18 protein-coding genes and 1 pseudogene are annotated in these 17,225 nt (G+C 45.6%); 7 read left to right on the plus strand and 12 right to left on the minus strand.

Features of this window, described 5'->3' with window-relative positions; genetic code table 11:
• Window positions 1-221: 221 nt before the first annotated feature.
• Window positions 222-416 (minus strand): annotated as a pseudogene (locus tag DUL71_RS32820) (hypothetical protein); the annotation flags it as partial.
• A gap of 127 nt (window positions 417-543) precedes the next feature.
• Window positions 544-837, minus strand: coding sequence for a PAS domain-containing protein (locus DUL71_RS32825; RefSeq protein WP_114941480.1), 294 nt, complete (start codon window positions 835-837; stop codon window positions 544-546).
• 284 nt (window positions 838-1,121) lie between these two features.
• Between DUL71_RS32825 and DUL71_RS29210 the strand changes: the two genes are divergently transcribed.
• The 3 genes from DUL71_RS29210 to DUL71_RS29220 are packed head-to-tail and all read left to right on the plus strand — an operon-like array spanning window position 1,122 to window position 3,913.
• Window positions 1,122-1,976, plus strand: coding sequence for a COG1470 family protein (locus tag DUL71_RS29210; protein ID WP_114941358.1), 855 nt, complete (start codon window positions 1,122-1,124; stop codon window positions 1,974-1,976).
• Window positions 1,963-2,964 carry an ABC transporter ATP-binding protein gene (locus DUL71_RS29215; protein ID WP_244228866.1) on the plus strand — a complete coding sequence of 334 codons (1,002 nt, stop codon included), beginning with the start codon at window positions 1,963-1,965 and terminating at the stop codon, window positions 2,962-2,964. The genes DUL71_RS29210 and DUL71_RS29215 overlap by 14 nt, the downstream gene beginning before the upstream one ends.
• The gene (locus DUL71_RS29220) at window positions 2,909-3,913 is read left to right on the plus strand and encodes an ABC transporter permease (protein WP_208645688.1); all 1,005 of its coding nucleotides are present in this window, start codon (window positions 2,909-2,911) and stop codon (window positions 3,911-3,913) included. The genes DUL71_RS29215 and DUL71_RS29220 overlap by 56 nt, the downstream gene beginning before the upstream one ends.
• A gap of 255 nt (window positions 3,914-4,168) precedes the next feature.
• Here the strand turns inward: DUL71_RS29220 and DUL71_RS29225 are convergent, their stop codons facing one another.
• Entirely contained in the window at window positions 4,169-4,495 is a 327-nt protein-coding gene (locus DUL71_RS29225) for a single-stranded DNA-binding protein (protein WP_114941359.1), read from the minus strand.
• 329 nt (window positions 4,496-4,824) lie between these two features.
• Window positions 4,825-5,196 (minus strand): response regulator, encoded by a 372-nt coding sequence (locus DUL71_RS29230; protein ID WP_161964539.1) that lies wholly within the window; start codon window positions 5,194-5,196, stop codon window positions 4,825-4,827.
• 816 nt (window positions 5,197-6,012) lie between these two features.
• Between DUL71_RS29230 and DUL71_RS29235 the strand changes: the two genes are divergently transcribed.
• From DUL71_RS29235 to DUL71_RS29255, 4 genes are all read left to right on the plus strand, one after another.
• The gene (locus DUL71_RS29235) at window positions 6,013-6,321 is read left to right on the plus strand and encodes a helix-turn-helix domain-containing protein (RefSeq protein WP_244228867.1); all 309 of its coding nucleotides are present in this window, start codon (window positions 6,013-6,015) and stop codon (window positions 6,319-6,321) included.
• A 993-nt stretch (window positions 6,322-7,314) separates the two neighbouring features.
• Entirely contained in the window at window positions 7,315-7,677 is a 363-nt protein-coding gene (locus tag DUL71_RS29245) for a helix-turn-helix domain-containing protein (RefSeq protein ID WP_114941362.1), read from the plus strand.
• A gap of 62 nt (window positions 7,678-7,739) precedes the next feature.
• Entirely contained in the window at window positions 7,740-8,042 is a 303-nt protein-coding gene (locus DUL71_RS29250; RefSeq protein ID WP_114941363.1) for a hypothetical protein, read from the plus strand.
• A gap of 388 nt (window positions 8,043-8,430) precedes the next feature.
• Window positions 8,431-8,664 carry a helix-turn-helix domain-containing protein gene (locus DUL71_RS29255; protein WP_154402510.1) on the plus strand — a complete coding sequence of 78 codons (234 nt, stop codon included), beginning with the start codon at window positions 8,431-8,433 and terminating at the stop codon, window positions 8,662-8,664.
• Between the two features lie 201 nt (window positions 8,665-8,865).
• Here DUL71_RS29255 and DUL71_RS29260 read toward each other — a convergent pair whose 3' ends face one another.
• The 8 genes from DUL71_RS29260 to DUL71_RS29310 all read right to left on the minus strand — a co-directional run bounded on the left by DUL71_RS29260 (window position 8,866) and on the right by DUL71_RS29310 (window position 17,222).
• Window positions 8,866-9,723: a phosphatase PAP2 family protein gene (locus DUL71_RS29260; protein WP_114941365.1), complete on the minus strand. Its 858-nt coding sequence runs from the start codon at window positions 9,721-9,723 to the stop codon at window positions 8,866-8,868.
• A gap of 1,405 nt (window positions 9,724-11,128) precedes the next feature.
• Window positions 11,129-11,401 (minus strand): helix-turn-helix domain-containing protein, encoded by a 273-nt coding sequence (locus DUL71_RS29280; RefSeq protein WP_114941369.1) that lies wholly within the window; start codon window positions 11,399-11,401, stop codon window positions 11,129-11,131.
• 207 nt (window positions 11,402-11,608) lie between these two features.
• Window positions 11,609-11,917 (minus strand): hypothetical protein, encoded by a 309-nt coding sequence (locus tag DUL71_RS32225; RefSeq protein ID WP_244228868.1) that lies wholly within the window; start codon window positions 11,915-11,917, stop codon window positions 11,609-11,611.
• A gap of 2 nt (window positions 11,918-11,919) precedes the next feature.
• Entirely contained in the window at window positions 11,920-13,692 is a 1,773-nt protein-coding gene (locus DUL71_RS29290) for a hypothetical protein (protein ID WP_114941370.1), read from the minus strand.
• A 10-nt stretch (window positions 13,693-13,702) separates the two neighbouring features.
• Window positions 13,703-14,824, minus strand: a complete 1,122-nt coding sequence (locus DUL71_RS29295) for a conjugative transposon protein TraM (RefSeq protein WP_114941371.1) — start codon at window positions 14,822-14,824, stop codon at window positions 13,703-13,705.
• Between the two features lies 1 nt (window position 14,825).
• On the minus strand, window positions 14,826-15,443 hold the full coding sequence (gene traK / locus DUL71_RS29300) for a conjugative transposon protein TraK (protein WP_114941372.1): 618 nt from the start codon (window positions 15,441-15,443) through the stop codon (window positions 14,826-14,828).
• A 2-nt stretch (window positions 15,444-15,445) separates the two neighbouring features.
• Window positions 15,446-16,570 carry a conjugative transposon protein TraJ gene (gene traJ / locus DUL71_RS29305; RefSeq protein WP_114941373.1) on the minus strand — a complete coding sequence of 375 codons (1,125 nt, stop codon included), beginning with the start codon at window positions 16,568-16,570 and terminating at the stop codon, window positions 15,446-15,448.
• 4 nt (window positions 16,571-16,574) lie between these two features.
• Window positions 16,575-17,222, minus strand: a complete 648-nt coding sequence (locus DUL71_RS29310) for a TerB family tellurite resistance protein (RefSeq protein ID WP_114941374.1) — start codon at window positions 17,220-17,222, stop codon at window positions 16,575-16,577.
• Window positions 17,223-17,225: the final 3 nt, after the last annotated feature.

Genomic DNA, 17,225 nt, shown 5'->3' on the forward strand with positions numbered 1-17,225 from the left:
TTTGAATAAGCACTTTAAAGATCGGCGATATAGGAATGAGGGAATCCTAAGCGGTTAGCCGGTCAAAAAAGATGATACCTACGTTATTCCTTACATCTAACAATCCCGTTCCATTTTCGCGCATCAAGCGCAAGCCATAACCGTTGAACTTTTACGCTCGCTTATTTTCCATTAATATGTTAGTTTCGAATTAATCGGCATATTTATCCTATTGCTATCTGTCATAGTTTTCCTCTGACAAATGGGGAACATACTAAAGCATTATTTAGTCTGGTCAATCTTTTTGCGAATTGCTCAAGCCGCTCGACGGCTTGAAGCGCGGACGAGAGGCTTTTGTGCAAGAAAACTGGATCTAAGGACAAGCCCTGGCATTGTAAAATTTGAAGTGTTCCTTTGATCGTGGTTAAAGGAGTCCGCCACTCATGGCTGCTCCATGACCGCTGTCCGTAGACGAGCCGTCAAAAGGCGAGGGGGGCCTCTCTCTGTATTCCCACCAGGTGTAATAGTTTTCCATCATTGTCAAAGACTGGTGATAAGGATAGCTCATTCAAAAATGACACGCCATCTTTTCTGTAATTTTTTAAGCGCCACAGTACAATTTTTACTTTCCCTTCTGGCTTCGCGAACAAGGCTAAGGGCATTTTGCGACCGGTCGGGACCTTGAAGGAAACGACAGTTCTGACCGATGACTTCCTCTTTCGTGTAGCCTGTAAGTCTCTCAAAAGCAGGGTTACAAAATATAATGGGCTTATCAGGTTTGGAATGATCGGTGATTATAACGCTATTGCTTGAAGCGTTGACCGCTTCAGCTAAAGTCGATAGATCCGTAGATGAAATTCCAGCTTACATGATAATTCGTTTTACAAATGTATCACGATGGTTTATTTTAAAGATGAGCAGGAAGTATTAACATTTAAATGTGGTCGTTTGTGCTCCCAGTATTATAAAAATTAGCCATGCATCGGCTTTGTTACTTCTCGTGTTTATTTGTTAAAAAATGTTAAAACTATTGCAGGATTTTCAAGAGGTTTTTTTATTTGAACCATCAATTTTTAATCCTTAAACAAATTTTTTAGAAGCATTTTTTGAAAGCTATCACTAATCATTTTAGTCGTTGAATTATGTTAATTAAATTATCTACAACACCATCACGCGTCTTACGCCGGACCACCCTTTTCCTTTTTCTAATTCTTATTTGTTCTATCAGTGATGCGCAGCAGTCTTCCGCTCAGTCAATTTCCGGTTCAGGGTTTAGTGCCAAACTCGTGAACATCGAAGCGGCGACCAACGAAACATTCCGCTACAGCACGACGTTGCGAAACGGATCTTCCGCAACGCACTTGTATGACTTGCAGACCGTGCTTCCTCCGGGTTGGACCATTGCTTTCAAAGCCGAAAGCAGCCAGGTGACTTCGATCAGTATAGATGCAGGCAAATCGCAGGATATCGCCGTCGAGATCAATGCTTCACCGGAAGCGAAGCCAGGAAAATATAAAATTCCGATTAATGCCATATCCGGGAAAGATACGATGGCTTTGACACTTGAAGCAGTGGTCAAGGGTACCTTTGCTTTGACCCTAACCACACCGACAGGCAGGTTAAGTGAGGATGTTACATCCGGAAGCCAAAAGCAGCTTCAACTGGTTGTCAAAAATTCCGGTACCCTGCCCCTCAACAATATCAGCTTCTCCAATCAGTTGCCGCCCGGCTGGGAAGCCAGTTTCGAACCGGCCAATATCACCGTACTGGAGCCGGCGAAATCTCAAGACATAACGTTAACGCTCAAAGTGCCGGATAAGACGCTTGCCGGGGACTATGCCGCTACCATCACCGCATCGAACATCAATACAAATTCCCAGGCGGCTTTCAGGCTTAGTGTTAAAACATCGCTACTGGCTGGTTGGCTCGGTATAACCGTCATTCTCGTTGCTATCGGTATCGTTTATTACCTTATTCGTAAATATGGCCGAAGATAATTGTTATATGCAGATGGAAGTTCCTATCATACAACTAACTGGCCTGACTAAACGTTACGGCAGTCACCTGGCTGTCGATAATTTAAATTTGCAGGTAAATAAAGGAGAGATCTTCGGCTTGCTCGGGCCTAACGGAGCGGGTAAAACCACCAGTATACTCATGATGCTGGGCCTCACCGAACCGACCGAAGGATCAGCAATCGTGTGTGGATATAATGCTACAAGTGATCCCATTAAAGTAAAGACGAAAGTCGGTTATATGCCGGATAGTGTTGGTTTTTATGATCACATGACCGCGTTGGACAACCTGCTGTATATCGGTAGGCTTAATGGCCTGCAAGAGCTCCAGCTTAAGCCTAAAGCAGCTCGGGTGCTTGAACTTGTCGGGCTGAGCGAGGCGGGGCTTAAAAAAACAGCGACATTTTCCAGGGGCATGAAGCAACGTCTGGGCCTGGCGGAAGTGCTCATCAAGGACCCGGAGGTGATCATCTTGGATGAACCTACGCTTGGGATCGATCCCACCGGCGTTAAAGAATTTTTAGTGTTGATCAGGAAGCTGAGCCGGGAACAGGGCCTGACCGTTTTACTATCCTCGCACCATTTGCATCATGTACAGCAGGTCTGTGATCGGGTAGGCATATTTGTAGCAGGGCGGCTTCTGGCCGAAGGAGACCTGCCCCGGCTCGCCGAGCAATTATTTGGAAAGAACAGCTATGTTACCTCAATTGCCCTCGACGAGTGTTTGCGCCATCCCTGGCCACCGGAACGGGTGCTGCAGGCCTGGGACGCCATCGATGATATTTCATATCAGGGTGAAACGATAGTATTCAATTGCAACAGTAATATTACGCCGTCCCTGGTACGTTTCTTAGTTGAAAATGATTGCAACATCATCAGTGTAAATCAAAAGAATTATGGACTTGACGATATTTATGAAAGATATTTTGAAACCCAAACCGGAAAAAGTGATTACAAAAAGCCAGCCTGAAAGGGGCGCGTTCGCTGTGATGCTTCGTAAGGAAACAACCGACCATATACGTAGCTGGCGATTCATTGTCCTGGTAGCACTGATTGTCCTGACATTTATAGCGGCTATATATACGTCGCTTTCAAACATCAGGCCACCTGGCGCCATGTCCCATAATCCGGAGCAGAATTTTCTTTATCTTAAGTTGCTGACGGTAACGGATAACACCATTCCTCCTTTTCACATTTTTTTAAGCTTTTTAGCACCCTTGCTGGGTATCGGTTTGGGCTTTGATGCGATCAATTCTGAAAAGAACAACGGTACACTTATACGGCTCATGGCCCAGCCGGTCTACCGCGATAACCTTCTGCTCGCGAAATTCAGCAGCGCCCTGCTGATCATAAGCAGTCTATTTATTGTTCTTGCGTTACTGATGATCGGTGCAGGCCTAATCTTAACGGGCGTAAGGATGGAACCGGACGAGGCACTTCGAATTACAGGTTTTGTTTTCGTCACAGTCATTTATGTCGCGTTTTGGCTGGCCTTGTCCTTGATGCTTTCCATTGTATTCAAACAAGCTGCCACTTCGGCTATCGCCAGTATAGGGCTTTGGCTTTTTTTTACGGTGTTTTACCAGATATTGGTTAGCCTGGCGCTGAAATCGCTGTTGCCGGACCCTGCCCAACTTACCCCGGAGCAGGCGATTGCCTATAATGATGTTGTGCTGAACATTCTGCGCATATCTCCAAACCAGCTTTACACGGATGCGGTTACAACACTGCTCATGCCATCTGTTCGGAGTCTCGGGCCGCTGACGATGGAACAAATGGCGGGTGCAATTCCTTCGCCATTGCCGTTTACCCAGAGCCTGCTGGTGGTGTGGCCACAATTCAGCGGCATGTTAGCCTCGGTGACCTGTTGTTTTGGTTTGGCTTATTATCTATTCATGCGCCGGGAAATTCGAAGCTAACGCCAGGTATTTTCGAGCATAAGCGGATGTGCGGTGGGTATCAAGTGATGAGGCAAGTCCTTGTTAGCTAAGGTGTTTAAACACATAGACTTATCGGTATATAAGCCGGATAGTATTGACGCCTATTCGTTACAAAACCTATAGCGACCTAAAGTGAGAGCAAGCACTCCACTTTAGGTTACTAAGATCCAGTATCAGCCGATCTGGTAATTTGAGAAAAGCAACGCTTGTTTAACAGGATTGATGGACTTAGGATCATTGTGCGCCGAGGACTTCAAAGTGGTCAGCAGATATTTCCGTTACATATTTCTTAAGACCAGTTCGATCTGTAAAGTTTCGGGTACGTATCTTCCCTTCGATATAAACAAGTTGGCCTTTTTTTAGCTGTACTGACCTTTCCGCCAAAGATCGCCACATGACTATGTTATGCCATTCGGTGAAAGCTTTTTGCTGCTCCCCTCTGCCGGTCATCTCCGAGGTTGCCAGCGGGAAGGATGAAACGGCGACGCCGTTATCGAGATAACGTAAATCCGGGTCTTTGCCTAAATGACCGGCCAAAAATACCTTGTTAATACCAGCCATAGTTCAGTAATTAAGATTTAAATGCAAATTAGCTTTCAAAGTTTGATTTTATTAACAAGAAACTGTAAAAAGGTATCAACCGGTTAATTCATGCGCTCAATACCAATATCAGATCACTGTCCGACAAGGTTTCCATTCATATCGCACCTATTAGCTCCGAAATTACATAAGGTTATGAACGCATGTCGCCGCATGTTTACAAATTTGATCATTCCAGGACCTGTCCTGCCAACATACTCAGCCATAAGCGCAATCGTTTATTCAGTAGTTTGTTTTATCACCAATGTTGTCTGTTTTTTGATAAATCCCTGGCTAAAGGCTTGGAATGTTTAAGATAACACTTTTTCGTACAGCCAGAAATCAACTTTGGTTAAAAGATCTTCTATGTCAAAGGGTTTTGAAAGAAAATCGTCCGCACCGCTTTCTTTAGCAGATGCTGCTAAGTTGTTTGCCGCAGAGATAAGTATTATAGGAACATTTGCTGTATGCGCATTGTTTTTTAGGTTTTTACAAAGCTGGCTGCCGAGACCATCATTAAGCCAGTCATCCAGCAGGATCAAATCCATGGTATTTTGACATAACTTTTGAAAAGCAACAATATCGCTAACTGCCTCCACGGTCATGCCATGTTCTTCCAGGACATAGCGAATAATTTGTAGTATGTCATCATCGTCATCAACGACAATTATTTTTTTTTTCATACGGGTCTTCATAAGGTTGGGAATGTTATTGATAGAAGATTGATTCCAGGCGGGATAAATTTAACTAAATATAAATTATTAAAACATATATGCTGTCTATTTTTCTTAGAATGAAATATTTCTTTGGTCTAAACGCTCGGGTTCCAGGGCTTTCCGTTTTTTGATTGAAATCAGGTCATTGCCTGTGTAACTGTCATTTGCAAAAAAACAAGCCCGAGCCAAAAGGCACGGGCGCAAAATTAGTGTATCGGAAAATATAATGCCGGTGGACACTGATGAGTTGTAACAACAATATGTTTAAAAATGTGGGCCTTTAAAGCGGGTAGTGTTCTACTATCTTTTACGGTGAAATATATAATAAGGTTGCCGGTAAAAGAAAGGAAATTTCAGACTACGGAGGATTGCTGTTTTTTCTTATAGCACTCTGTTCCTGCAGTTCACAAAATGCTGTATAATTTTCATGCCCACAAAACATGGCAAGCACATCCTTGGTAAAAAGGGAGGATGGGAATTTTGATGGCAGACACCCGTAAAGCCTAAGGATCGTCTTTTCTGAAAGCTAGTACGTCGTCAAAGCCAAGACGGAAGCCGAGACGTGACCTGCGTGAGCAGGCGTCATCGTCGTAAGCGCGCATTTGGCGAGCACCGACAACCTCAGCACTTCCAGGCAGTTTGACAGAGGAGGCATTTAGGTTTATGTTAAAGAACATACAAAACGTTGGCGCTGCTGGTTTTCGTAGATAGCGCTAAATTTCATTTTAGGAGAAGTTTTATAATAATAAAATAATTACAAAACAATTATCATTACGGCAGGTTATGTTTCCTGATTTAGAGCAGTCGGCTCTATTTGCCTTGGCTACTATGGAACAACCAAAAGATCAAATTACTCCAATCCTCGAACATATAAGACAACTACGGGAAAGCAAACATTATTCACAAGATTACCTGGCATATCGACTTGACATCGGCCAAAACGCATACAGCAAACTTGAACTCGGATACAGCAAGCTCTCTGTTCAACGCCTGATCGATATAGCGTCGGTGCTCGAAGTCGATGTCATAGAGCTGATAAAGCATCGGAGTGATTCCAGTAAAATAAGCCTTATCGATGAATTGATACAATGAGGTAGGTTCCAAAAACAGGTAAGATTTACAATGCAAAAACAGCCAGGCATTCTTTAAACAGGGGCAGCGCGACGCTCTGGACTTATATAGGCAAAACGACTTCTGCTTGTTGTTTTAAACGAATACAAGGAAGGCCAAAGCTGTTGTGCGCAATCACCATCTCAAAGCAATCAGCAAGGGTAGTATCGTGATATAAGTTTAAAAGAGACTGGTAAACAATATCATACGCTGCACGCGATGAAACAAATTGTTATTTTCTTGCGTTAAATTCCGTCGTACCTGATCTGCTGCCCATCATTCATTCCCGTTGCACTTTATAAGCTGAGCATCACAAATGTTAGAGCAATATAATATTGGTTATAATAATGAGGGAATTGCAGGTGAAAAATAACTTTAATTTATCTTCTATGTTCGGACAATGGAACAGTCTTTGCATACCATATTTTATGGAAACAAGTACCTACCATCTAGTAGCAAGCCATGGGATGGATGTCATCATAGTTCCTGAACTGGATTGCCGGCTTGTCGTGATAGAGAAATACGATTATTCCCCTATGGACGACGATCTGGTACTTTTCGCGGTAATCGGAGTGCGTTCGCTCGTGTTTCGGGCGATCCGTTATGAGTATGAAGATATGTCACCATTACACGCAGCAATACGCTGGTATGCCAACCGTCTTCATTATCCTTTAATAAGTCTCTCCGCTTAAGTTTTTTCTCAACTTCGATTCTAATTTCGACCGAAATTACCCGCAATAAATAACCTTGCCGGAGTGACCGCAACCTTTTTTTAATTCGATGCGTACAATAAATATCAAAAGTCCGTATATGAATAATCAGAAGTTCAAGGTATTGATTTATATGATTCACTTTTTGAGCGTCATTACGTTAGCAAAGCATTGGCAAAACGGCATTAAGCTGGTGTTCAGGAAGCCCATGAATAAATCATGAATTGATTTTTACGTTTTGTAAGTGTGTAATAGGCTCCTCACAATGCGTAAAATAATCGCGCTTTACTTTTCGTTAGCATTATTCCTTATAGGGGTAAACCAGGCCTTAAATTGTATACGTTGGATTACACTTCATATTGATATTAGGAAAATCAGTAATTCAATAACACAGGGAACAGTCAGTACAAGAACGGGTAAAATAATAATTAAGAATATGCGCATCATTCGCGAACAAAAAGGGTATTCGCAGGGATTCTTGGCCGCGAAGCTTGGAGTTAGCCAAAATGCGTACAGTAAGGTGGGGCTGGGTCAGGGTATATTAACTATTGAACGCTTCTTTCAAAATGCAATGATACTTGAAACGGATATTTCTAAACTTTGCCAGCAAGGGATGTTGGAAAATTAAAACAGCGATAAGTCAAAGTGAGCCCATGAATTTTGATAACCAATTCATCGGATGGGTGATGGTTGAAAGTTAAAGATTTTTTATCTTTCGGCATGATTTCCGACTTGCAACGCGCATTCCTTACGGCCCGGACTATTTTACCTTCGGACCATGATAAACTTATTGATGTTATTGTCATAGCAACTGGTAGAGAACCAGGGCTGTGGACACCTCATTTCGTATACCTGCCGGACGAAACACGCTATTTTATCTTTATACGTGATGCGGCGGGTTCTAATTGGGTATGTACCGATAAACGACTACAGGATTGGCTTGATGTCAGTAATATTCTTGCATTACGTCTGCTGGAAGAAGTTTGGCAATAAGATACATTTCGCTGAAATTTCATCAAATAAAACGTTATATACAGCGTTTCAAATCTGTTGCGTAGACAACATCTAACAAATAGAAGATAGGTTACAAAAGGCCGGAATTTCCGGCCTTTTGTAAGGTTGCTGATCTTATAACTGCTGAGGTACTATTTTTTAATAGATAAAACATTTCATAATTTAGGATGTATTACTGATGGTTTATGGCATTGCCATTACGCCTAATCTTCATTCAGTAAATCAAATGTTAAGCCGGGTTAATCCCCGGCTTTTGTTTTAACCTGAATTAAAAGAGTCCGCTTTTCGCCATGTGGCGGTTATTTTTCTACAACCATTCGTTGTAGAATGGCGGATCGGCGTATCTTTATCCAAAACCTTTGACCTTATGGATGATAAAGCCAGGGCGCGCGAACTTAGAATCAAAACCGGGCGTAAATTTGCACTTGAGCGGGCATATCGCTCGCTTACGGTAGCGCAGCTTGCTGAACGAACCGGCATCCCGATTGAAACAATTATCGTTATAGAGGACGGGGTATCAGATTTTCTTTTAGAAGATATGTTGGTGCTGCTTAATGTGCTTGATATCGATATCAAGGAATTCTTTGCCGATTTAATTTAACAAGCCTGCCTTCAAAATAAGATTGTAAATGTATGCAGAAGAAGCGTTGTAGAAATTCGTATCCTCTAAAATAACATGTCATTGAATAGATGGGACTTTTCAAAGTCCGTATCAAATTTTACAATGCCGGGAAGATTCGTTTAATAAGTTAAGAAAACATGTTGAAAGCTTACTGAACCATTTTTGGTTTTTAATCTTCAGCTACAAAGACATAGCAAAATGCAGGCCTAATGCTCCATTGTTGAGTGATGGCAATAATACAGAACTGCTGCCTTCGTTTTTCTTTTTTTGGAATTCTTTAGGAAGATTTCTGTTTTTCTCCTTTTCGCGACCTGCTTTAAATAGGTTATTTCGGATATAAGGATATAACAGGTATGCTGCTTTTGTAGATAAGATGCCAAAGCCTGCCCCCGCTATCACGTCACTAAACCAATGATCTTTATGATAGATCCTGAAAACCCCTGTAGTGGTCGCGAATGCATATCCAATGACACTATAGGCAGCTGAATTATCACCCAGTTCCTGCGACATAAATTCGGCCCCGGCAAAGGCATTGCCGGTATGGCCAGAGGGGAATGAGTTATAATCACTATTATCTGGCCGTAACCTATGCGTTACTTTTTTCAATGTAAAGGTGCTGATATTTAACATACCCTGGGCCATGACGTAAATCAAAGTGCGATCTATAAAAGTGTTTTTGCCATGGATTCCCGCTATATTCAACCCATACACTAAAATCGGGGGAGCATATTGCAGGTAATTCTCAATATGGCTCCTGGTTGCGAAATTATGCTCGCCTGCTTCCTTGTATATGTAACGATCCAATCGTCGCAATGGATGGATGGCGAATGAACTTGCGCCATAAGCAATCAATACAGCAGGTGGAATTAGCGCTATAGATTTACTGTGCAGGTGCCTTACGGTATCCGGTGCTGTCAAAATATCTTTCTTAAGGGTGTCCGCAATATTGATTTTCCGCGAAGTATCAGGTGTGCTTTCCTGAGCAAACACCGTAAAGGTCGAACAAGAAAATAAGAGTAAATAGAAAATTCTTCTCATAAAATAATCTAAAGGATTCTTGTGTCAAAATGTTTGCAATATAAAAACCAAATGTTTGTCGAATCACATTACAACCATGATTCGATACGCGTATGTTGTGAGTTATGCCGACAAAAATAAGTTTCTTTTGACCAACGGGATCGAGTTCCGCAGGCATCCCCTATTTCCTTTAGATACCTATTCATCTTTCGATTGCTCAATACTGGAAGCAATAAATCATCATTTACGCATTGCGGATTATCTTCATATTTTGCCATTAATTCCATTGCTCGGGGAAGTAAAGGGATTCGGGAAAAAGTATCTGTTTTCTGACGGCTTGCGTAAACCAATTCCTGTCCGTCGATCCCCCGGTTACGATTTCTGAACGTTTTAACTTCTTCACGTCTGCATCAGCTAAGCCTGTGTAGCAGCTGAAAAGAAAAATATCCCTTACTTGTGATACCCAGTCGCTGACAAGTTTCTTATTTGCCATCAACTCCAGTTCTTCGGCATTTAAGAAATCGAGTTTAACCTCTTTAACTTCGGGTTGGTATTTGACAAACGGATCTTTGTCAAGCCTTCCGTTTGCTTTAAAAATGAGTATTATCTTTTAAACTTCTTTAGATATTTAACCCTTTAATTATTAATACAATTCCTTTCCGAACGTAGATAAAAATCATCGGCCATGTTAAACTCGTGGTCGATTGCCCGGATATCAATATCCGAGGAGTTATATTCCATTGCAGAAACGCCTGTGTATGTTTCAAACTTGTCTCATACCCATCAATTGTCCCTTTTGCATATTCTTTGCCAATAAGGGCAACATTCTGACGATTATGTTCCTGGAATGTCGGCACCAGCATTTTTCCAGGCAAGGGTCGTCCGCCGAGTAACCAGTCTTTAAGTTAGGAGCAATGATCAGTTATTTGCGCTTTATCATATCCCGGTGAATATCGTAGACCTGGTGTTTAATGTTTTCAGGTACGCATTGACACTAACAGGTTTATGCGTGCAAATCAATGCGGATCAAAGTCTTAAAACGTTACCAACAAAATAACGGCGAATGGAATAACCGTCACGGCGATCGCATGGCGGATAAAGTTTAACAGGTTGAGTCAGCGGACAAGTTCATGGTTATGGAATGAGCAACAGTTCCACGCGGCTGCCGAGGAGCGGGTGGTAAGATGGTGTGTACCTGATATAACCATACTCCTGAAGCTGGCTAATACATTTGTGATAAGTAATATTACTTTGAATACGAGATAACTTCATAAGTTTCCTTCGGGAAATATTTACAGATTTTTTGATACCGTTGGACTGCCATAAAAAGTACATCGCCATATAGAGACTCAGGTGCCAGGCGGTAATCCGGGTGTCTTCGCTGAAGCAGTGAAATAAACGGGATAAATGTTGAGTAGCAGACATACTAGCGAAATGCCTCCCTGCTGCTTTCCAATAATTTGATGATGTCCTGATGACGATAATAATAAGTTCCCCCAACCTTGGAGTAAGATAATCTGCCTCCCGTCCGGAGATTTTGCAATGTGCCGGGTGATACTTTTAACAGTTGCCTGACTTCAGCACCTTTGAGCCATTCTTTTTGTATATCTTTTTTTGTGTTTAACAAAGCATTGATATCATGAAGTAATTGCAGCCTGAAAGCCTGCAGATCTTCTTTGGTAATAATCTCTACATTCATGGTCTATGTAATATTTAATCTTGTTGCATCAATTTCTTTTGAATGATGGTATTGATAAGGTATATCCGGCGTCAAATAGATACAGGATATGTTTACGATAACTCATACTACCTGAAATCTTTGCGATGTTTAATAATTTGATGTGCCATGGTTCTCATCATGGTGTATATTCTGACATTATGATTTTTAATTTCCTACAGTTACTGTTTATCTTTTGCAAACAGGCAGATCCCGGGGAACAAGAATGATTTTACTGCGCCTCTTCTTATTGAAAGAGGGGAAATACTGTAAATAACCAAAGTCATGCAGGTCACGGATACAGCGATGATAGGTAGCCCGCGAGGAAATCCGGGCCACCTCCATCACCTCGTAACTATAAGCCTCGATATGATCCGGAAAGCCACCGCTTTGCCACAACTGCAAGAGCGTAGCAAAAAGGCCGATATGGGCAATACAGATCCGGGGATCGTTGCCGACCCGTTCAAAGAATACCCATAAAGGCCTGTACAACTCCATACTCAAATTTTTACAGCTTGCTTGCGCTGCGGAGCAGGTTCCTGTTTTTGTTCAGCTGCCGCTTGCTGAGCAGCCGGTATTCCCTGGTCCGCAGCCGGCGCGCCATCTTTGGCTTGTGTTACTTTAGCCATAGCTGCCCGTTGAACTTCCTGCGGTGATAAATCAGATTTCTGGCTTTGCTCAAAGCCCTGCCTGTTCACCGGTTTGATATCCAGCTTTTGGCCGTTCTCATCATAAAAGTCGATGCGCATCATCGGGGCATTCGCGACCATTTTAGCTTTTGTCTCCAGCCCGTCCTGCAATACGTTAACTTCGACCTGGTTGCCTTTTTGCAATTGCGCCAGTAAACGCTCCTGCATGTATTTTTCTTCCGCACCGACAATCGGGAATTTTTCCAATACCTTCCCCTGGTCATGCCAGCGGATCATTTTTGGTAGAAAGTTCCCGTGCTGATCCGCTTCCTTGAAGTTAAGCGCCCGCCAGGCCCAGTAGGTGTCACCGGTCGGCACCATTTTCAATTTACCATCGATTTCTTTCTTTTCCAAAACTGGTTGTTCCCGGTAAACCGCACGACCGTCCATCATATTGTAGCGTTCCTGGAGTGTGTAGTTAAATTTGGGCCCGATAAAGAAAGTCTGTGAGAGGTCTTCCATGCCCTCTTTCTTCAGCGTCGAAGTAAAACGGTTAAAAAAGGTAAGGTCTTTAGCAGCATCATCGCCTTTCGAAAAATACAGCACCGAATGCAGTTCATCTTTTCCGAACTTGCGTGTATGGTCCAGTGTAAACTCCGTCAGGTTCTGTTCCATTTTGGTATTTAAAACCTTAGCGATGTCTTCGCCGAAACCCATGTAATGGAGTTGATCCCTGTTGTATTCAAAACTTGCCTGATTCATAATACTTATATTTTTAATGGTTAATATTTCTTTGATAAAATAGGTCGGATAGGTTGAGGTAGCTAAAAGTCTCGGGTCTGTCCGTTTGAGCTGGTCATCATGCAGCCAAATGGTACAACTGCGACGGTCGAACCGTGCATAGAGCGTTTGCTCGATGGTCAGCGGACGGTAGAGTGAGTGGGGCGTTGAGAATTGCAGCCTGCCATCCCGGTTGGAATGAACACTGAGCAGGCCGATACCGCAGTGTTGTTCCGGGTAACCATCCAGATCCAGCTTTAGGAAGCGCCCGCGGTATTCCCTCGCCAGGATCAGATCGGCCGGCTTTTTATCCACCGCCAGTGTTTTGGCTTTTTCGCGCAGGAAATTTTCTCCGTCTTCCTGGCGCTCGAAATATTTTAAAATATTCACTTTGTGCCCGATCTCATAAATATGGTGCCCCGGATGGGTATGTTCGATCACCAGAAAGCGCTTCACTTCTTTATCCGGCTCGATATCCTGTCGCCATTGCACGGGGAAGAACAATTCCTGTTGCAGGTAAAGCCTGAGGTCGTCCATTTTCCAAAAAGGTTGCAGCTCCACTTGAAGCCCGGATAGTTGCTGCACAACATCCGGCAGGTTTACCTCGGTGGATACCGGTTTTTGCACAAAACTTGCCGCCAGATTGGCCACCGGAAGAAAGGCATAATCGGCCTCGATAAAATCCTGCATGACATAATCAAATACATTATTCGATGCTGCACAGAATGCTGAGGCTTCACCGGCGGAAACATAACCACGAAATACAGGTTGATCCTGAACCCGGTCAAAGGCCACCCAGTTCCATTGTTGCTCCGCTGCCTCGGATAAAAAATGGGCAACCGCTTCGTGATCCGTTAATTCCATAGTCAAAAGATTAATGCCCGCCCCGAACGGTCTTGTTATCGCGCAGCAGCAGTTCGTGCCCGTCCTTTAGTTTTCCTTTCACGCGTTTGACCTTTTTGGAGAAAAGCCCTTTGGCGGTATTGATCCCCGCCGTCGTCAGCTGCGCCGTCACTGATGGGTCGAGGCTCATCATATCCATGGACTGCAGCCCACTGACGGCACCGTCGCGTAGTGCTTCAGCGGTTACGGCTTCCGGCACACTGATGCCTTCCAGGCCATCCGTCCGGTCATACACCGTCAGGTCGACCGGGATAATGTTTAGCCCTGCATGGATCAGTTTGATATTGATCTTTACCCGCTGGTTGTAGAGGTCGCCGCTGCCATAGATCAGCTGCCCTTTGGCGAAGAGTTGCCCGTTCAGCCTTACCGAGTCCAGCAGGCGCATGCGGATCACTGTTCCCTGCACGATCTTTTGGTTGCCCTCGACCACCGCGGGGATCGCCTGGAATTGTTCCGGTGCAGTATTTACGGCTACCTCCGGTGTTTTTTCCTTCAGGCGCTCCGGATGCTGGATATCCAGGATTTTTTCCAGCAGGCCGTTCATTTGTTTCAGTTCAGGGTCTTCGCTTACGGTCGCAGGATACCCCATGGAATCCTGATGGCTGTAAACCGTTCGTTCAGGTATGGCGGCAGCCGCCGGCGCAGGCGGTTTGTTGATCACCGATTGTAACCGGCTTAGGCGCTGGCTGATCCTGGCGGCATTGGCCGCAGGGTCATCGTTATTCCCGGCAGCCTGGTCGACAAAATAAGTGGCTTGGCGGGGGGGAAAAGAAAAGCTGTTATCCGGCGGCGCTAAAGTTCCGCTGTCCGCGCCGCGTTTGAAAAAAGGGTCTGTCTTGCGCAGTTGGGCTTGTTTATCGGAGTCGGCGCGGGCGCGGTCGTAAAAGCTCATTTTGTCGCCGTCCGGATCGCCGCCCAGTAAGGCGGATGGTATTTTGTACTGGAGGTTGTGCCGGGCCCCGGTTTGCGGCTCCGGGCCTTTGCCGCCGCCGAAGGCCCAGAAGCATACGGTGCTCAGGCAAAAAATAACAAGCGGCATGACCAGCAGCGCTTTGCGCTGGCGTTGCAGTTTTAAAGGGTTTTTGGTTTCCATGTTAATGATTGCTGATGGTTAAAACTTTGTTTTCTATGGTGGTCCAGTGCTCGATGAGGAAGCCAAGGAGGTTATTGTCGCTGCGTTCGACTTCGCGAAGGTCGCCTTCGGTGATGAGGCTTTGCGCGACTTGGCTGGTAGACCGTATGATGCGCAGGGTGGCGTAGCACCGGAAATGGTAAGGACTGGCGCGGGTATCGACCTGTACGCTGTCGACGTTGAGGCGCTGGCTGATGTTGCCGGCGATGATATTGGCGTAATAGCCGCTGACCGAAAGGCTGTCGTAGACTTTGCGGGCGGAGTTATCCGCGAGGTAGAGGGCGCGGGAAAGGTTCCGCTTGTTGACCTTTTCGTCGGGGTCGAGCGTAAAGAACAGCTCGTGGAAGGCACGGACATGGCCGCGGGCGGTGAGGGGCAGGTACTCGCTGCGTTCGACGGCTTTGGCTGACCAGGCGGTATTGCCGGAAAGGACGTAAACCTTTTTTTGCAGGTCGACGGATTCGGATTTCAGGAGCCAGGCCATCAAGCAGACGGTGGCAAAGGCCAGCAGGACGATGACGATGCTGAAAATACGCACGTGCTGGAAGGCCGTTTCCAGGTTTTTGAGTTTCTTGAACATGGCTATTGGGATTTTGGGGACGAGCCTTTCAGCTTTTCCGTGTTGTAATTATTGTCTTGAGTTTGTTTGCTGTTGCTTTGCTGGTTGTTGACCTGGCTGTTGCCGGCAAAAGCGTTCCGCATGATGGAGCCGCTGAACCAGGAAACGGCCATCGAAGCCATCGCGGAGGTTTTGTTGAAGAGGGCGTGCCCGCCGACGTTCATGATGTAGTTGGCAATGCCGGGTACGGTGAAGTAACCGAGGATACCGATCAGCAGGAAGATCAGGTATGCCGTGCTGGTATTACCGAATTCGTTACCGCCGAGGTTCCCGCTTTGGATGGCCAGCAGCATATTGACCTGGATTTTGGCAATGATGGCGCCGAAGATGTTGGCGACGGGCAGCCACATGAATACGTTGACGTAACGTGCGATCCATTGCTTCAGGGTATGCTGGAAGCCGTCGAAGATGCTCAGCCCGAAGCAGAGCGGGCCGAGGATGGCCAGTACGATGAGTTTAAATGTGCGGATCGTGTCAAGGCAAAGGGCGGCTGACTGGAAGAGGACATTCAGGACTTCGTAGAGGAATTTACGTGCCCAGTTCTTCATGCTCCAGCCGGAAAAGGCATCCGAAATGGGGTTGCCCGCGCTTGCATCGGTGCCGTCGGGGTGGCTGTACTGGTACCATTTGTCCGGGTCGGAATTGAGTTCGTCGGGCGTTTGCTCATTGTCGGCCTGCGGTTGTTCGCTGAGCATCTGCCCGATGGCCTGGTTGGAATTGGTGACCATATTTTCCGTCGCGGTCACTACCGGTTGCAGTACGCCGTTCATCAGGCGGAGCACCAGCGGGAAAAAGGCGACGCAAAAGCCGATGGCGAATGGGCGCAGCAGGGGGTAATAATCGACGGGTTCGGCTGCGGCGAGGTGTTTCCAGACACGCGCGGCGATATACCACAGGGCGGCGAAACCGCCGATGGCGCGGGCGACGCCGATCATATCGCTGCAAAGCGGAATCATCTGGTCGTAAAGCTGGCTGAGCATGCCCTGCAGGCTGTGCAGCTCGTCGGCGACGCCTTCGGCATGGGAACGTAATGGGCAAAGCGCAGCCAGCGTTGCCAATGCGGCAACCGTTAATAGTTTCTTTTTCATGGGATCAGGGTTTAAAGCCGTAAATAGATTGGAGCGCCTGTCTGTCCTGTTCGGTCAACGCCCGTTGTTTCGCCATGGCGGATGCCTGGTCGTTGAACCGCCGCAGGTACGTGAGCTGGTTATGGCTTTCGAGGTATAGCCGGTCGATGGCCCTGAGCCGTTCGGCATCGCTCATCCGCAGCTGGCTGTCCGTGACGATCATGGCCAGGTTATCGAGGTTTTGCAGGCTGGCGCTGATGAGGTTATTGTAGACTTTCATCATATAAGCCAGTTCAGCGGGCTTGAAGCGGCCGCTCCGGCTGAATGAGCCGGAAACCTGCCGGTACACGCCGACGAGCCTGGTTTGATCGCTGATGATATCCGTAATGCGGGGGTACTTGCGCACGGTTGGGCTGACCAGGTAAAGGCCGTCCAGGAATACCTGGTGCAGGCTGAAGTTGCCCTGCGCAACGCCTTTTACGGCGTTATAACCTTTGGACAAAACCGCGTAGCCTTGGTACATCTGGCTGAGGATATTTTTCAGGCTGGCCAGTTTTTCATAGTCGAGTATGAGTTGCTGGATGCAATCTTCGACGGATTGCGCTTTGCTTGGCTGCGGCAGCATACCGCAGAGCCCTGCCGTCAGCAGGATGGTAAAAATTAACTTTTTCATCGC

This window comes from Mucilaginibacter endophyticus (assembly GCF_003351025.1).
GTDB classification, from domain to species: Bacteria; Bacteroidota; Bacteroidia; order Sphingobacteriales; family Sphingobacteriaceae; genus Mucilaginibacter; species Mucilaginibacter endophyticus.

Excerpts from the sequence above, each read along its gene's own strand:
- DUL71_RS29215 (WP_244228866.1), top strand. The coding sequence starts at position 1,963 with ATGGCCGAAGATAATTGTTATATGCAGATGGAAGTTCCTATCATACAA.
- traK (WP_114941372.1), bottom strand. The coding sequence starts at position 15,443 with ATGTTCAAGAAACTCAAAAACCTGGAAACGGCCTTCCAGCACGTGCGT.
- DUL71_RS29245 (WP_114941362.1), top strand. The coding sequence starts at position 7,315 with ATGCGTAAAATAATCGCGCTTTACTTTTCGTTAGCATTATTCCTTATA.
- DUL71_RS29310 (WP_114941374.1), bottom strand. The coding sequence starts at position 17,222 with ATGAAAAAGTTAATTTTTACCATCCTGCTGACGGCAGGGCTCTGCGGT.
- DUL71_RS29280 (WP_114941369.1), bottom strand. The coding sequence starts at position 11,401 with ATGAATGTAGAGATTATTACCAAAGAAGATCTGCAGGCTTTCAGGCTG.
- DUL71_RS29225 (WP_114941359.1), bottom strand. The coding sequence starts at position 4,495 with ATGGCTGGTATTAACAAGGTATTTTTGGCCGGTCATTTAGGCAAAGAC.
- DUL71_RS29230 (WP_161964539.1), bottom strand. The coding sequence starts at position 5,196 with ATGAAAAAAAAAATAATTGTCGTTGATGACGATGATGACATACTACAA.
- DUL71_RS29290 (WP_114941370.1), bottom strand. The coding sequence starts at position 13,692 with ATGGAATTAACGGATCACGAAGCGGTTGCCCATTTTTTATCCGAGGCA.
- DUL71_RS29295 (WP_114941371.1), bottom strand. The coding sequence starts at position 14,824 with ATGGAAACCAAAAACCCTTTAAAACTGCAACGCCAGCGCAAAGCGCTG.
- DUL71_RS29210 (WP_114941358.1), top strand. The coding sequence starts at position 1,122 with ATGTTAATTAAATTATCTACAACACCATCACGCGTCTTACGCCGGACC.
- DUL71_RS29255 (WP_154402510.1), top strand. The coding sequence starts at position 8,431 with ATGGATGATAAAGCCAGGGCGCGCGAACTTAGAATCAAAACCGGGCGT.
- DUL71_RS32225 (WP_244228868.1), bottom strand. The coding sequence starts at position 11,917 with ATGGAGTTGTACAGGCCTTTATGGGTATTCTTTGAACGGGTCGGCAAC.
- DUL71_RS29260 (WP_114941365.1), bottom strand. The coding sequence starts at position 9,723 with ATGAGAAGAATTTTCTATTTACTCTTATTTTCTTGTTCGACCTTTACG.
- DUL71_RS29220 (WP_208645688.1), top strand. The coding sequence starts at position 2,909 with ATGAAAGATATTTTGAAACCCAAACCGGAAAAAGTGATTACAAAAAGC.
- DUL71_RS29235 (WP_244228867.1), top strand. The coding sequence starts at position 6,013 with ATGTTTCCTGATTTAGAGCAGTCGGCTCTATTTGCCTTGGCTACTATG.
- traJ (WP_114941373.1), bottom strand. The coding sequence starts at position 16,570 with ATGAAAAAGAAACTATTAACGGTTGCCGCATTGGCAACGCTGGCTGCG.